Annotated in this window: 13 protein-coding genes; 6 read left to right on the forward strand and 7 right to left on the reverse strand. The window is 71.9% G+C overall.

Annotated elements, in window-relative coordinates:
* Positions 1 to 18 precede the first annotated feature (18 nt).
* Positions 19 to 747, forward strand: coding sequence for an ATP-binding protein (locus tag AB0C19_RS18940; RefSeq protein WP_357186800.1), 729 nt, complete (start codon positions 19 to 21; stop codon positions 745 to 747).
* A gap of 125 nt (positions 748 to 872) precedes the next feature.
* Entirely contained in the window at positions 873 to 2,864 is a 1,992-nt protein-coding gene (gene ctaD, locus AB0C19_RS18945; protein ID WP_357186803.1) for a cytochrome c oxidase subunit I, read from the forward strand.
* A 64-nt stretch (positions 2,865 to 2,928) separates the two neighbouring features.
* Here ctaD and AB0C19_RS18950 read toward each other — a convergent pair whose 3' ends face one another.
* Together AB0C19_RS18950 and AB0C19_RS18955 are read right to left on the reverse strand one after the other, a co-directional pair.
* On the reverse strand, positions 2,929 to 4,077 hold the full coding sequence (locus AB0C19_RS18950) for a SigB/SigF/SigG family RNA polymerase sigma factor (RefSeq protein ID WP_210784335.1): 1,149 nt from the start codon (positions 4,075 to 4,077) through the stop codon (positions 2,929 to 2,931).
* 222 nt (positions 4,078 to 4,299) lie between these two features.
* Positions 4,300 to 5,742, reverse strand: coding sequence for a hypothetical protein (locus tag AB0C19_RS18955; RefSeq protein ID WP_357186806.1), 1,443 nt, complete (start codon positions 5,740 to 5,742; stop codon positions 4,300 to 4,302).
* 145 nt (positions 5,743 to 5,887) lie between these two features.
* Here AB0C19_RS18955 and AB0C19_RS18960 point away from each other — a divergent pair, with 145 nt between their 5' ends.
* Positions 5,888 to 6,118 carry a CDGSH iron-sulfur domain-containing protein gene (locus tag AB0C19_RS18960; protein WP_357186810.1) on the forward strand — a complete coding sequence of 77 codons (231 nt, stop codon included), beginning with the start codon at positions 5,888 to 5,890 and terminating at the stop codon, positions 6,116 to 6,118.
* Between the two features lie 137 nt (positions 6,119 to 6,255).
* Here AB0C19_RS18960 and AB0C19_RS18965 read toward each other — a convergent pair whose 3' ends face one another.
* From AB0C19_RS18965 to AB0C19_RS18975, 3 genes are read right to left on the reverse strand one after another with little or no spacing between them, the layout of a single operon-like run.
* Positions 6,256 to 7,344 carry an iron-containing redox enzyme family protein gene (locus AB0C19_RS18965; protein ID WP_357186813.1) on the reverse strand — a complete coding sequence of 363 codons (1,089 nt, stop codon included), beginning with the start codon at positions 7,342 to 7,344 and terminating at the stop codon, positions 6,256 to 6,258.
* A 49-nt stretch (positions 7,345 to 7,393) separates the two neighbouring features.
* Positions 7,394 to 9,148, reverse strand: a complete 1,755-nt coding sequence (locus tag AB0C19_RS18970; RefSeq protein ID WP_357186816.1) for a thiamine pyrophosphate-binding protein — start codon at positions 9,146 to 9,148, stop codon at positions 7,394 to 7,396.
* A complete protein-coding gene (locus AB0C19_RS18975; RefSeq protein ID WP_357186819.1) occupies positions 9,141 to 10,265 on the reverse strand; it encodes a Vms1/Ankzf1 family peptidyl-tRNA hydrolase in 1,125 nt (374 codons plus the stop codon). Before AB0C19_RS18975 ends, AB0C19_RS18970 begins: the two co-directional genes overlap by 8 nt.
* A 142-nt stretch (positions 10,266 to 10,407) precedes the next feature.
* Between AB0C19_RS18975 and AB0C19_RS18980 the strand changes: the two genes are divergently transcribed.
* Entirely contained in the window at positions 10,408 to 10,956 is a 549-nt protein-coding gene (locus AB0C19_RS18980; RefSeq protein ID WP_357187049.1) for a hypothetical protein, read from the forward strand.
* Positions 10,957 to 11,004: 48 nt separating this feature from the next.
* Here the strand turns inward: AB0C19_RS18980 and AB0C19_RS18985 are convergent, their stop codons facing one another.
* Positions 11,005 to 11,343, reverse strand: a complete 339-nt coding sequence (locus tag AB0C19_RS18985) for a DUF3817 domain-containing protein (RefSeq protein WP_357187052.1) — start codon at positions 11,341 to 11,343, stop codon at positions 11,005 to 11,007.
* A 153-nt stretch (positions 11,344 to 11,496) separates the two neighbouring features.
* Between AB0C19_RS18985 and AB0C19_RS18990 the strand changes: the two genes are divergently transcribed.
* Positions 11,497 to 12,975, forward strand: a complete 1,479-nt coding sequence (locus tag AB0C19_RS18990; protein WP_357186822.1) for a glutamate--cysteine ligase — start codon at positions 11,497 to 11,499, stop codon at positions 12,973 to 12,975.
* Between the two features lie 34 nt (positions 12,976 to 13,009).
* Here the strand turns inward: AB0C19_RS18990 and AB0C19_RS18995 are convergent, their stop codons facing one another.
* A complete protein-coding gene (locus AB0C19_RS18995) occupies positions 13,010 to 13,396 on the reverse strand; it encodes a DUF2267 domain-containing protein (RefSeq protein ID WP_357186825.1) in 387 nt (128 codons plus the stop codon).
* A 335-nt stretch (positions 13,397 to 13,731) separates the two neighbouring features.
* On the opposite strand from AB0C19_RS18995, the gene AB0C19_RS19000 reads away from it, so the two are divergent.
* Positions 13,732 to 14,751: an LD-carboxypeptidase gene (locus AB0C19_RS19000; RefSeq protein ID WP_357186828.1), complete on the forward strand. Its 1,020-nt coding sequence runs from the start codon at positions 13,732 to 13,734 to the stop codon at positions 14,749 to 14,751.
* Positions 14,752 to 14,804: the final 53 nt, after the last annotated feature.

The raw sequence follows: 14,804 nt of genomic DNA on the forward strand, positions 1-14,804 counted from the left end.
CAGCGAATTGAGGCGCCGATGTCGAGCGGGATCACCTGCGAGGTGCGTACCACTGCACCGGTGGCGGTCGTCCGGCTCACCGGTCCCCTGCACCTGGGCACGATGCGCTCGGTGCACAAGGCGCTCAGCGACGCGCTGGTCGACCAGCCGGAGGCGCTGGTTGTCGACATGGCCGGGGTGAGCGTGGAGGACCGGTTGGCGCTGTCAGTGTTCGCCGCGACCGCCCGCCGGGCCGAGGAGTGGCCGGCGGTGCCGGTGCTGCTCTGCTCCCCGTCGCCGATCGCCGCGCGATGGCTGGCCGAGTCGACCACGTGCCGGGTGCTCCCGGTCTCCGCGGACTGCGCGGAGGCGACCCGGTTGGCCGGCACGACGTCCACGTTGCGGATGCGGGCCCGGCTGGAGCCGGTCGCCGGGGCCTGCCGGCGGGCCCGCGAGTTGGTCACCGAGGCGTGTGCGCGGTGGAACCTGCCCGACGCGTCCGGCCCGGCCGCGTTGGTGCTGAGCGAGCTGGTGGGCAACGTGGTGCGCCACGCCGGCACGCCGATGCAGGTGACGGTGACCCTGCGCCGGCCGTATCTGCACCTGGCGGTGGTGGACGGCAGCAGCGCCGAGGCCCGTGCGGGCGGGACGGACCTGCACGCCGAGGGTGGGCGAGGATTGATGCTGGTCCGGGAGCTGACCCAGCGGTGGGGCAGCGTGCCTGCCGGTCAGGGCAAGGCCGTCTGGGCGATGCTGCCGGCAACCTGAGGGTTCGAGGCGCTTGCGCCCGGTACCAGCGTTCTGACCGAATTTACCGCTCTGGCCTGGTTACATGGTGCGAGGGTCGGGTAGGCACGCCCGTCCTTTCTACCGTCACGACGGGGTGAGCAGCCATGCCCAAGCGGGTAACCACGGAACCCGGTCGCGATCGGGGCCCGGCGATCCTGGCACCGGCACGTTTCGGGGGCTTCCCGGGAGCGGTACGGGCGCCGATCCCCGGCAACTCTCTGATCAAGTTCCTCGCCACTACCGACCACAAGCAGATCGGCCTGCTGTATCTGCTGACCTCCTTCGGGTTCTTCCTGCTGGCCGGCCTGGAGGCGATGCTGATCCGGGCCGAACTGGCCCGCCCGGGGATGCAGTTCCTCTCCTCCGAGCAGTACAACCAGCTCTTCACCTCGCACGGCGCGGTGATGCTGCTGCTGTTCGCCACGCCGGCGGCGTTCGGGTTCGCCAACTACATCGTGCCGATCCAGATCGGCGCACCGGACGTGTCGTTCCCCCGTCTCAACGCGCTCGCCTACTGGCTCTACCTCTTCGGCGGCCTCATGGTGGTCGGCGGGTTCCTCGCCCCGGGCGGCTCGGCGGACTTCGGCTGGACCGCCTACGTCCCGCTGAGCAGCGTCGAGAACAGCCCCGGCGTGGGCGCGAACATGTGGGTGCTCGGCCTGGTCGTCTCCGGGCTCGGCACCATCCTCGGCGCGGTCAACCTGATCACCACGATCCTCACCCTGCGCGCGCCCGGCATGACCATGTTTCGGATGCCGATCTTCACCTGGAACATGCTGTTCACCAGCGTGCTGGTGATCCTCGTCTTCCCGCTGCTGGCCGCCGCGCTGCTGGCGCTCTCGGCCGACCGGTTGCTCAACGCGCACGTGTACGACGCGGCCACCGGCGGCCCGATGCTCTGGCAGCACCTGTTCTGGTTCTTCGGCCATCCCGAGGTCTACATCATCGCGTTGCCGTTCTTCGGCATCATCACCGAGATCATCCCGGTCTTCTCCCGCAAGCCACTCTTCGGCTACACGGGGATCGTGCTGGCCACCATCGCCATCACCGTGCTGTCGATGACGGTCTGGGCGCACCACATGTTCGCCACCGGCCAGGTGCTGCTGCCGTTCTTCAGCATCCTGAGCTACCTGATCGCGGTGCCCACCGGTGTGAAGTTCTTCAACTGGATCGGCACCATGTGGAAGGGCCAGCTCACCTTCGAGACGCCGATGCTGTTCGCCATCGGCTTCCTGGTCACCTTCCTGCTCGGCGGCCTCACCGGCGTCCTGCTGGCCAGCCCGCCGGTCGACTGGCACACCCACGACAGCTACTTCGTGGTGGCGCACTTCCACTACGTGGTGTTCGGCACAGTGGTCTTCGCCCTCTTCGGCGGCTACTACTTCTGGTGGCCGAAGATGACCGGGCGCCTGCTCGACGAGCGGCTCGGCAAGGCGCACTTCTGGACCATGTTCATCGGCTTCCACGGCACCTTCCTGGTGCACCACTGGCTGGGCAGCGAGGGCATGCCGCGCCGGTACGCCGACTACCTGCCCACCGACGGCTTCACCACTCTCAACACGATCTCCAGCATCTTCGCGTTCATCCTCGGCCTGTCCACCCTCTTCTTCATCTACAACGCCTGGAAGTCCTGGCGGTACGGGGCTGTGGTGACGGTGGACGACCCGTGGGGCTTCGGCAACTCCCTCGAATGGGCCACCAGTTGCCCGCCGCCGCTGCGTAACTTCGACCGGATGCCCCGGATCCGCTCCGAGCGCCCCGCCTTCGACCTGAAGTACGGCCCGCTCGTCGCCGATCTGGGCCGCGACCTGCCGCAGCGCACCACCAAGCCGCCGCAGCAGTTCGCCGAGGAGTTCCGGTTGGAGCACCACGCCCCGGAGTCGCCGTCCGCCGAGGGCGCGCACGGCGCCCGCGACGCTGTCGACTACCAGCCGGCGCCGCGCTCCGGCGCCCGGCCGGTGGACGTGCCGGAGCCCGAGGGCGTCCGCCGGCCGAGCTTCGAGCAGAGCGACCCACCGAAGGACGCCGAGGACGCGCCGAAGCCGCACGAGCGTTGGCGCCACCCGCACAGCGACGGCAACCCCGAAGAGCACTGACCAGGGGTACGCGCGGAAGGGCCGACACCCAGCGGGGTGTCGGCCCTTCGCGTGTCCGTGTGCGTCAGTCCCGGGCCGGCGACAGGCCGGCGGCGGTGAGCGAGCGGCGTACCGCGGGCTGGACCCGGGTCAGCCGCAGCGGCACCCCGGTCCGCTCCGCCGCGTCCCGACCGGCCATCAGCGCGGCGATCCCACCGGCGTCGAAGCCACCCGCGCCGACCAGGTCGACGACCACCTCGCTGGGCTGGCCGGTGACCGCCTCCAGCATGGCCCGGCGCAGCTGGTCCGCGCCGTCGCGGTCGATCTCGCCGCCGACCTCGACCACCACCGAGTCGCCGTTCTGCTTGACCGAGATCCGGGTCTTGCCCGGGTCGGGTTCGGCGGCGCCGTTCTGCCATGGCGGCGGCGCGTCGGCGAGCATCGCCTGACGCAGCCAGGTGAGCGCCCGCGACAGCAGCCGGGACACATGCATCTGCGAGATGCCGAACCGGGCGGCGATCTCCGCCTGGGTCTGGTTGCCGTAGAAGCGCATCGCGAGGATCCGTCGCTCACGCCAGGGCAGTCGGTGCAGCAGGCCGCTCACCGTCACCCGGTCGTCGACCGACTCCAACGCGTTGTCGGACTCGCCGACCAGGTCACCGAACTCGGCGGAGCTCTCCCCACCCACCGGCGCGTTCAGCGAGGCCGGGCTGTAGCCGGCCGCCGACTCCAGTGCGGCGAGGATCTCCTCCTCCGGTGTCTCCAGCCGGGCCGACAGCTCGGCCACCGACGGGGCCCGGGACAGCTCGCTGGTGAGCGCGGCGGTGGCCTGCCCCACCTCGAGGATCAAATCCCGCAGCCGGCGGGGCACGTGTACACCCCAGGTACGGTCCCGGAAGTGCCGTTTGATCTCGCCCACGATGGTGATCGCGGCGTACGCGGTGAAGGAGCCCCGTTCCGGGTCATAGCGGTCGACGGCGTTGACCAGCCCCAGCCGGGCCACCTGCTCCAGGTCCTCCAGCGGCTCCCCCCGCCCCCGGTAGCGGCGTGCCAGCCGGCCGGCGAACGGCAGCGCGAAGCGCACCAGGTCGTCCCGGGCCTCCCCCCGCCGCTCCGGCGGCAGCCCGGCGATCCGGGCCGCGTACGCCATCGCCGCCGCGTCGAGATCCTCCAGACCTCGATCGTTGGGTGGTGGTGGGGTCGTGGTCGTGGTCGTGCTCGTCTGTCCGAACATCCGCGCCTCCCTCAGGAAGGTCCCCCGCCCGGATCGGGAAACCGGTCGTGCGCGTGGTCGAGCCACGCACCGGGCCGGAAAGTGGGTCAGTGACTGGGATGCCAGCGGGCGACACCGCCTCTACGCAGCGCAATCAGGCCGTCGCAGCCAGCGATGTTCCCGCTCCGTAGGTACTCAATCACGGGACCCCGGGTTCGCGAGGATGTTTCGGCGTGCTCCGTCTCAGGAGACCAACAACCCCTGGTGGCCGCCGCTGTCGCGGAGCACTGCCAGTGCCTCGGCGACCCCCAGCGGGGGCGGCGTGGGCAGGTCGTACGGCTGGGCGCGCAGCACCTCGGTGGCCCGGCGGGTGGGCACCGAGGTGACCGGGTAGCCCCGGGCGGTGGTGCGGTCCAGCGCCCGACGCCGCCGGCCGAAGCCGGCCACGGCCAGCCACTGCGGCAGCCCGGCCAGCGCGGGTGAGCGCACCCCCGGCGGCTCGGGCAACACGTCCACCGAGCTGAACGCCTCGCTGCCGGCGAGCCACCACTCGGCCTCGTCGACGCTGCGGCGGGTGGCGTTCTCACACCAGTACGGCACCAGCCCCGCCCGCACCACCTGCCACGGGTCGAGCAGTCGACCGCACTCCACCACCAACCGGTCACCGGTCTTGCCGGCGCGCCGCAGCCACCGTCGGTACAGGTCGGCCACGCCCGCGCTCAGCGCCGCCGGCCGGGGCACCAACACCCGGTGCAGTGGGTGCTGGTGCCCGGTGGACCAGTCCCGCGCGGCCACCTCGAAGCCCGAGTCGACGCCGTGCTCGGCGTACGCCGACGGCACCGACACCTCCGGCGGCTCCCACCGAGACGCGTCGCCGCCGACGGAGCGCAGCACCTGCCGCAACGCGTGGCTGTCCGGGTGGAAGTCCACCGGGTCCAGCCCGCTGCCCGGGCAGCCCACCTGGAAGCTGTGCCCCGGTCCGCGCTCCAGCACCGGCCAGGTGCGCGCGTCGCGGACCAGCAGCACGGGGGCACCCGGCACCAGCCGGTCGGCCAGAAACCGCGCGTACGCGGCCGGTAGGGCCCTCCACGCGGCGGTCAGCGACACGGTCGCCCCGGTCAGCGCGCCACGGCTGGCCGGGCAGTGCACCTGGCGCAGGTGCAGGTCGGCGTTGCCGGCGAGCAACCGGGTGGCGAGTGCCGCGCCGTGCTCCGCTGCCTCCGCCGGGCGGTCCACAGCGCCGTCGGACCAGTGCACTGTCATCTCGAAGCCCGCCGGCAGCCACGGCACGCCGAGGGCCACCGCGAGGTGCGCGGCCGCGCCGTGCGGAGAGCCGATCAGCACTCCGGGATAGCGCCGACGGGGGTACTGGTCGACGAACCAGCGGGCCACCCTCGCGGCGTCCACCTCGTCGATCTGGGCCACTGTGAGCGCGACCCGGCCGGCGGCGCGGGTGACCGCGGCACGGCGTACCGGCTCGGGGGCGCCGGGGAACCGCGACGTCGGCCCGGTGTGCCCGAGGTCGGCGCAGTCGACCCCGCGCAGCGCCCGGGCGGTGGCGGCGACCAGCACCCGGGCGGAGCTGCCCGCGGCCACGACCCGGTCGCCGGCGAGACCGGCACCATCGGCCGTGAGCCCCTTGTGCACCTTGTGCACCGGCCCCACCTTGCCTCGTTCGCTCACCACGCGGCCCGGCTTCCCGTCCCGATGGGGTTCAAACGGGGCATCACCCACCCGGCGGCACATTCCGCTGGTCAGCGGGGTGCCCCGGTCATCACCGGCGTTCGGCGGCGCGGGTTTCGCCAGGGCCAGGACGGGCACTTCCGGGGCCATGCGCACCGACGACACCAGCGAGCCAGCCGCCGCCACGATCACCCCGTACGAGGACGGACCGCTGCTGGTCCGCGGCGACTTCGAGTTGGTCACCCCGGACGGCGAGCGCATCGACGCGCGGCGGGGCACTGTGGCGTTGTGCCGGTGCGGAAAGTCGGCGCTCAAGCCCTTCTGCGACGGCACCCACAAGGCGATCGACTTCCGCGCGGGAAGCACCCGTGAGGGCTGACCCCGCGTGGCCGCGTCAGACAGCGAAAGGACGCGGAGGGGCCGCACCAGAGGCACGTCCCACCCAACAGCCGGTCGTCTGAGCTCGCAGGCCCACGCGTGATCCGTCGGCTTCCCGGATGCGACGAGCCCCTCGGATCAGACGAGCGCGGGCGGGGCCACCTCGGGCGACGCGACAAGCGAGACCTTGGGCGGCACTGCCGGCGGGGCGGGTGCGCGCAGCGAACTACGGCCGGCGGCCCAGCTGTCCAGCAGGTGCGCGGCGAACAGTCGGTCCACGGCGAGCCCAGCCGCAGCGCCGAAGAGCACGTCGGAGGCGAGGGCCGGCTCGGCGCGGACCAGGCCGCCGCACATGTCGTGAGCGGCGATCTGCTCGTGCACCGCGTCGGCCTCGACGTGCTCGTCGTAGAAGCGGGTGGCAACCTCGTCGAAGCCGAGCCGGCGCAACCCGTTGCCGTAGCGGCGGTTCGGCAGCGAGGAGGTCATCTCGAACGCGGCCAGGTGCCCGAGCAGCGCGCCGCGCAACCGTCGGTGCAGCCCGAACAGCGACATCAGGTTGTTTGTCGCCAACGTCACCGCCGGCGCCACGTCGACGTATGCGCCGTAATCGGTGTCCAGGCCCAGCCGGTCGAGGGTGCTCCGGAACAGCTCTGCGTGCATCCGGTCCAGCCGACCGTTGCCGTACTCGTCGGTCTGGATCTCCACGAGCGCGGCCTTGGCCGGACCACCGAGGCGGGGCAGCGCCCAGCTGTGCGGGTCCGCCTCCCGCAGGTGGTAGACGGAGCGGTGGGTGACGAACTCGCGGAACTGGTTGAGGTCGGCGCGGCGTTGCAGCGTCGCGGCCAGCGACGGCCCGTCGTCGGCCGCGACCAGTTCGGCCAGGCCGGCCGCCACCCCGGCGGCGGGCACCGACGGCGCGCCGACCAACCGACGCAGCGCCGCCTCGAAGACCCGTTCGCAGCGGGCGCGCAGCGCCAGTAGCGTCGGCTGCCACTCCCACGACTCGTCCACCCCGCGCCAGCCCCGGTAGTGCAGCTCGTAGCAGAGGAACAGCGTCAGCTGCAGGTCCTCGTCGGTGAACGGGTCCGCAGGGTAGAGGTCGACGCCGAGATTGGCCGGCAGGTCGTGCGGCGGGTGCCGCAGAGCCTCCACGACCTCCGCGGAGAGCGGACCTCGCGCCGTCGGCACTGTCGCGGGACCGTAGCGGCGGTCGGCGGACTCGGACATGGGACCTCCAGCGTCGTTGGGCCGCTACTCATGCCCTGGTCCGGGGTGGCTAAACGAGGTCGTCGGCGTTAGCGGTGACCTCCACCTGCTCGCGGACCTTCCGGGCCGGAGCGCCCTCGGCGTACAGGCCCCGCAGGTCGGCGAAGGCGGGCTCCGGCGGCGCCAGCGACACCGCCGGGTCGACGACCGCCTCCAGTACGCAGGGACGGTCCGCGGCGAGGGCCTCGTCCCAGGCCGCGCCGACCAGCTCCGGACGGTCCACCCGCACCCCGTGCAGCCCGAGCAGCCGGGCCCACCCGGCGTACGGCACGTCGGGGCGGCGGTGGGTCGGGTCGGACGACGGTTGTCGCCCGCCGCCCATGCCGTTCTGGTCCCGGTTGTTGAGCACCAGCACCACCAGCCGCGGGTCGCGCCACTGCTGCCAGAGGTGCGAGACGGTGATCAGTTCGGCGAGCCCGTTGAGCTGCATCGCCCCGTCACCGACCAGCGCTACCACCGGCTGGTCGGGCGCGGCGAGCTTGGCCGCCACCGCGTACGGCAGCGCGCAGCCCATCGAGCCGAGAGTTCCGCACAGCTGCGCGTCGACCCCCGGTGGCAGGGTGAGGTGCCGGGCGTACCAGTAGAGGACCGAGCCGACGTCGACGGCGACAGCGCCGGTGCTCGGCATCCGGGCGGACAACTCCTGCAGGACGAGCTGCGGGTTGACCGGGTCCGCGGCGGCGGCGACCCGTTCGGCGGCGACCTCCCGCCAGCGGTCCACCGAACTCTCCACTGTGGCGCGCCACTGCTGTTCGGGCCGGCCGCCCAATCGGCGCAGCAGCGCCCGCAGCGTCTCGGCGGCATCACCGACCAGCGGCACGTCGGCCGGGTAGCGGGTGCCGATCCGGCGGCCGTCGATGTCGATCTGCACGGTGCGCGCCTGCTCGGGCATCGGAAAGTAGTCGGTCCACGGGTCGTTGGTGCCGACCATCAGCAGCGTGTCGCAACCACCCATCAGCTCGGCCGCCGCCGGGGTGCCGACCTCGCCGAGCACCCCGGTGTGGAATGGCAGCCGCTCGTCGAGCACCGGCTTGCCGAGCAGTGAGGTGGCCACCCCGGCGCCCAGCCGGTCGGCGATCTCGATGATCTCGGCGGCCGCGTCCCGACCACCCTGGCCCACCAGGATCGCGGTCCGCTGGCCGCCGCCGAGCAACTGCGCGGCGGCGTCCAGGTCCGCGTCGTGCGGCAGGACCCGGGCCAGCGGTTCGCCGGGGGTCGCCGTGATCACCCCGGCGCCGTACGACTGCAGGTCGGGCACCAGCGCCTCCTGCAACTGTCGGGGCAGCACCACGCACGTCGGGCTGCGGGTCGCCGCCGCCGTGCGGAACGCCTGGTCCAGCAGCGCCCCCACCTCGTCCGGGCTGCGGCCGTACCGGACGAACTGGTTGCAGACGTCCCCGAAGAGCCGGCTCAGCCCGATCTCCTGGTGCGCGCCGCCGAGCGGCCCGGAGATGTCCTCCCCGACGATGGCCACCACCGGCTTGCTGTCCAGCTTCGCGTCGTAGAGGCCGTTGAGCAGTTGGACCGCGCTGGGCCCCTGGGTGGCGAGGCAGACCCCGATGCCGCCGGTGAACTTGGCGTGCCCGGTGGCCATGAACGAGGCGGTCTCCTCGTGCCGGGCCGGGATGAACGCCGGCTCGCCGCCGGTGCGGTCCAGCGCGTCGACAAGTGGAGCGATCGCCTCGCCCGGGTACCCGAAGGCGCGGGGTACCCGCCACGCCAGCAACCGCTCCACCACGACATCCGCAACCGTTCGGTCAACCATTGCCGCGTCCCGGTGTGCTGGGGTCGACGTAGCGCAGTACCGCGCCGACCCCGTCGGTGAGGTCGGGCGCCTCGTCGGCGCCGAGCACTGTCAGTGCCGCGTCCGTGCCGACGAGCGCCCGGACCAGCGCCGCGTCGGCGCGTACCCGCTGCGGGTCGGCCACCGACATGGCGGCCAGCTGCCCCGGGTCGACGGCGATCTCGGTGGGTTCCGCGCCGATCCACAACTCGCCGTTGGCCGACGGGTCGTCCACGATGAGCATCATGTCGACCTGGTTGCGTTGCAGGGCCGAGACGACCGCGTCGAGCCCGCCGCCCACGTCCTCCTGCACGCCGAACTTGTCCAGCGCGTCGCTGATCCGCTGGTCGGCGATCTCCGCGATGGTCTGCACCGTGAGGTCGTCCAGCATCGTCTGGTCGGCGCCGCCGGCCCGTGACCCGGCATCGGTACGGACCACCAGGTCCTGCCAGCGCTCGGGCATCTGGGCGGCGATCATCCCGGTGGCCCGGACGTCACCGGCGACCACCACCACGTCCGCGCCAACGCGGTCGGCCAGTTGCACTGTCGCCGCGGTGACGTCGCCGGCGTTCTGGTGCCACGCCTCCATGGCCGCCCGCTGGTAGCGCGACTGGGACCAGCCGCCGGGCTTCGCCCGTCGCAGCGGGTACTCGTCCCGGCCGGCGACGTGCGCTCGTCGGGGCACCCCGCCGGCGCTGACCGCCATCGCGTCGGCGCCGAGCCGGTCGGCGACCACACGTACCCAGGCCACCTGTTCGCCGCGCTGGGCGAGCAATGGCATCACGTGCGGCAACGGGCCGACGTGGGCCAGGTCCCGCAGTGGCGGCGCGGACAGGTACTCGGAGAGCACCACCTGGCCACGGCTTGCGAAGAGCGCCAGGCCGTAGTCCCCGACCATCGGATCATGACCTCGGACCACCCGGTCCAGCGCGGCGATGCTCGCCTCGTCCGCCCCCTGTTCGGCCAGGCTGCGCTCCAGGGCACGCCAGCGCAGATCCAACGCGGGATGGGCGTCCTCCGTGTCCGCGGAGGCGTCCAGATACACCGAGCACCACGGCCCGGGACGGTCGTAGAGCGGGCGCAGGAAGGACAGCTGCATGCTCGACCCCTTTCCAGCTCGGCCCCCCGCTTACCCGGGTCGCCCGGGATGTCACCTCGCGGCCGTGAGCCCGTGACCAGGTTTCATTCACGTCGTTCAACCGAGGACGTCGATACGATCTGTGAACACAAGCGGACTCTCGGTGGTGGGAATGGACAGCGGACTCGATACCCGACGGATCGTGCACCCGACGGAACGAATCGTCACCGGGCGGCTGATCCGTCTGCTCGACGGCTACACCCGTGAGGTGCGCATCGGTCAGCCGGTGCTGGTGGCGGTGCTCGCGGCGGCGGCCTTCGCCCGGCTGCCCGCCCTGCTGCTGCGCTCGCTCTTCTCGTTCGGCGGCGGCGGCACCCGCCGTCGTTGGAAAGAGCTGAAGCAGGGTCCGGAATACCTGGTCACCCCGGTGCGGCTCCGCAACGCCGCCGGTCAGCTCTGCGAGGTGGAGCTGCACGGTCACCTGCCGCAGAGCGCCCTGCACCCGGCGGATCAGGTGCAGCTCACACTGCGCCCGCAACGCGACCCGGAGTTGCCGCCCCGGATCGAGCGGATCGTCAACCTCACCACCGGGCAGTTGCTGACGCCGCGTACGGCGACGCTCTGGTCGCACCTCGGGCCGCCACTGCTGTTGCAGGCGTTCCTGGGCACGCTGCTGCTGGCCGGCATCGCGGCCTGCTCCGCGCTGACCTGACCGGCCCCGGCGGTTCGACTCGGCGCGGTGCGCGGGCGGGTCGGCGGCTCAGCCGACCGGGGCGGGCTCGCGGGCCGGCTGCCGATCGACGCCGAGCATGCCCCGGCGGCGGGCCCAGCGCTCGAAGGCCAGGGTGGCGAACGGCGGTACCGCGCTGGCCAGGGCCACCCCCGTGGCCAGCAGGCTCCACCGGTGCAGCCGGGCCACGGCGAGCACCAGCAGGACGTACGCGACGAACAGGCCGCCATGGATCGGCCCGAAGATCTTGACGCCGAGCTCGTTGTCCGGCGGACCGTACTTGACCAGCATGCCGACCAGCAGGGCCAGCCAGGAGCAGGCCTCGGCGATCGCCGCCGCGACGAACAGCCGGGTCACCTTCTCGCGCATCCGCACGCCACCACCTCTCGGGCCGCAATGCTATCGGTCCGCTCCGGCTGGGCTAACGGGGCGGGCAGTTGGGTAGGAAAGGGCCCTCGGGTCTTCCCCCGCCCGCCGATCACGTGCGAGGTTAGGGGGACCAGCGGTGACGGGGTGGTGACCATGGGCGAGGACGTCGGCGTACGAACCTTCAGTCGAGAGGATCGGGCCCGCTACCGCGACAAGGTCCGCCGCTGCCTGGATGTCTTCGCCGAGATGCTGCGCGAGTCCCGCTTCGACCTCGACCGGCCGATGACCGGCGTGGAGATCGAGCTGAACCTGGTCGACGAGGCGTCGAATCCGGCGATGCGCAACGCCGACGTGCTGGCGGCCATCGCCGACCCGAGCTTTCAGACCGAGCTGGGCCAGTTCAACGTCGAGATCAACGTGCCGCCGCGCCGGCTGACCGGCACCGGCACCGCCGACTTCGAGGAGTACGTGCGGGCCAGCCTCAACGCCGCCGAGGTGAAGGCCCGGGCGATCGGCGCGCACATGGTCATGATCGGCATCCTGCCGACGCTGCGCCCCGAGCACCTGACCGCCGAGACGCTGTCGGCCAACCCCCGTTACAAGCTGCTCAACGAGCAGATCTTCGCGGCCCGCGGCGAGGATCTGCCGATCGCCATCAGCGGGGTGGAACGTCTGGCGGTCACCGCCGACACGATCACCCCGGAGGCGGCCTGCACCAGCACCCAGTTCCATCTCCAGGTCAGCCCGGCCCAGTTCGCCGACTACTGGAACGCCGCCCAGGCGGTGGCCGGCGTCCAGGTCGCGGTCGGCGCGAACTCGCCGCTGTTCTTCGGCCGGGAGTTGTGGCGCGAGACCCGCATTCCGCTGTTCCAGCAGGCCACCGACACCCGGTCGGAGGAGATCAAAGCCCAGGGGGTACGCCCCCGGGTCTGGTTCGGCGAACGCTGGATCACCAGCGTGTTCGACCTGTTCGAGGAGAACGTGCGCTACTTCCCGGCGTTGCTGCCGGTCTGCGATCCGGAGGACCCGGCGCAGGCCCTGGCGGCCGGTGAGGTGCCCAGTCTGGCCGAGTTGCGCCTACACAACGGCACCGTCTACCGGTGGAACCGCCCGGTGTACGACGTGTCGCGTGGCCGGCCGCACCTGCGGGTGGAGAATCGGGTGCTGCCCGCCGGCCCGACCGTGCTGGACACCATCGCCAACGGCGCCTTCTACTTCGGGTTGGTGCGCGCCCTCGCCGAGTCGGACCGGCCACTGTGGTCGCAGATGTCGTTCAGCGCCGCCGAGGAGAACTTCACCAGCTGCGCCCGGCACGGCATCGACGCGCAGGTCTTCTGGCCCGGTCTTGGTTACCTGCCCGTCACCGAGTTGGTGTTGCGCCGGTTGCTGCCGATGGCGCATCACGGCCTGGACCGGTGGGGGCTGGACCCGGCCGAGCGTGACCGGTTGCTCGGCATCATCGAGCAGCGCTGCCTGACTGGGCGCAACGGCGCGACCTGGCAGGTGGAGACGCTGCACCGGTTGGAGTCGGCCGACCACCTGGACCGGCCGGAGGCGCTGCGCGAGGTGGTCCGACACTACGTCGACCTGATGCACAGCAACCGGCCGGTGCACGAGTGGCCGATCCCGTGAGCACACCGGACGGGTGGCCCGGTCGGCGCGGGGCTCAGCCTCGCGGGGTGGGAACACCGAAGAGGTCGGTGATGCCGCCGGGAAGCTGAGCGAGCAGGTCATGACGCTCGTCGTCGTTCAGTGCCTCGGCGACGGTACGCAACACCGCCTGGGCGTGTTGGCGCACATGGTCCGCGTTCGCGACCTGTTCGCGGTCCCCGACGTGCTTCAGGAACTCGCCTACGTCCCACCGACGGCCCTGCGCGTTGCGCGTGACCGACCCGTTCAGCCGCTCCGGTAGCTGTGCCGCCAGGTTGTCCGCCTCCTGTCCGGCGAGCCGTTCACCGAGCACCGACAGGACGGCCTGTATGGACCGCACTGCCTCGTTCTCACCGAGGCCCGCGCGCTGTCGTACCGTGGCGATCATCTGCTCGTACTCCATGCCCCGCTCCTCTGGTCTCGTCGGCATGCCGTCAGGCCTGCCTGCTGACGAACGGGGCGAGTTCCCAGGCTCCCTCGCCACAAACGGGGTCACGCGCGGATCCGGACTCCCCGCCATCGGCGGCCGGGGCCTCACAAAACATGCCAGTCGCGTCACTCGGGTTGCCAGCTGAGCCAGGCGTCCTTTGTGGATCCCCACCCGGATCGAGGACTGTCGTAGGCTGTGGCAGCTCGCACGCATCGTCTGATCACGATGAGGGGACGCCGGTGGCCACTTCTGGAACAGACCCAGCCGCGATCCAGGGGCCCGCGCGGTTGCCCCTGTCCCGTCGACACATGCTGCGGATGGGAGCGGCGGCGGCCGGCGGCGCGGTGCTCGTCGGCTCGACGCAGTCCACGTCCGCGCAGGCCGCGCCGGCTGGTGCGAAGCGCGTCCTGCGGGCACCGGCGCTGGCACCCGGTGACCGGGTCCGGGTCGTCTCGCCCGGCAGCACGCCCGACCCCACGAACATGGCTCGCGGCATCGAGATCCTGCGGAGCTGGGGCCTGGAGGTCGAGCTGGGCAAGCATGTCTTCACCAAGTACGGCTATCTGGCCGGCACCGACGCACAGCGGCTGGCCGACCTGAACGCCGCCCTCACCGACCCGGGAATCCGTGCCGTCTTCGCCGCCCGTGGCGGTTACGGCACCCAGCGGATCGTCGACCAGATCGACGTCTCCGCTCTGCGCCGGGACCCCAGGGTGGTCGTCGGTTTCAGCGACATCACCAGCATCCACGGCAAGCTGTGGCGCGATACCGGCCTGGTCACCTTCTACGGCCCCATGGTCAACTGGAGTGACGACCGCACCGGCCCCGACTCGGCCGAGGCGCTCCGCAGGGCGGTGATGACCACCGCACCGGTCACGATCTCCCGAGACCCGGCCGAGACAGCGGCTTCCGTGGTGGTGCCGGGGCGGGCATCGGGGCCCCTGCTCGGCGGCTGCCTGACGCTGATCTCCACCTCGCTCGGCGCGGAGGACTCCCCGAAGTTCGACGGCGCGATCCTCTTCTTCGAGGACGTGGACGAGGCTCCGTACAGCATCGACAGCATGCTGACCGAGCTGCGCCGGGTGGGCGTGCTGCCCAGGGTCGCCGGTGTGGTCATCGGCCAGATCACCAACAGTGTCGGTGAACCGGGCGAGTGGGACGCGGCGGCCGTGCTCAAGGACCGCCTGTACGACCTTGGCGTGCCGGTCCTGGGCGGGCTCCGGCTGGGGCATGGCAACGGTCAGCTCACCGTTCCGCTGGGCTCGCGCGCCACGATCGACGCCGCAGCAGGGACCCTGACTGTGGAGCCGGGAGTCCGCCCGCGCTAGGGCTCAGACGTTCACGGTGGTGCTCGGCCCACGGCACTGAGCGATGCCGGTAC

It is taken from the genome of Micromonospora sp. NPDC048842 (assembly GCF_040649935.1).
GTDB lineage: Bacteria > Actinomycetota > Actinomycetes > Mycobacteriales > Micromonosporaceae > Micromonospora > Micromonospora hortensis.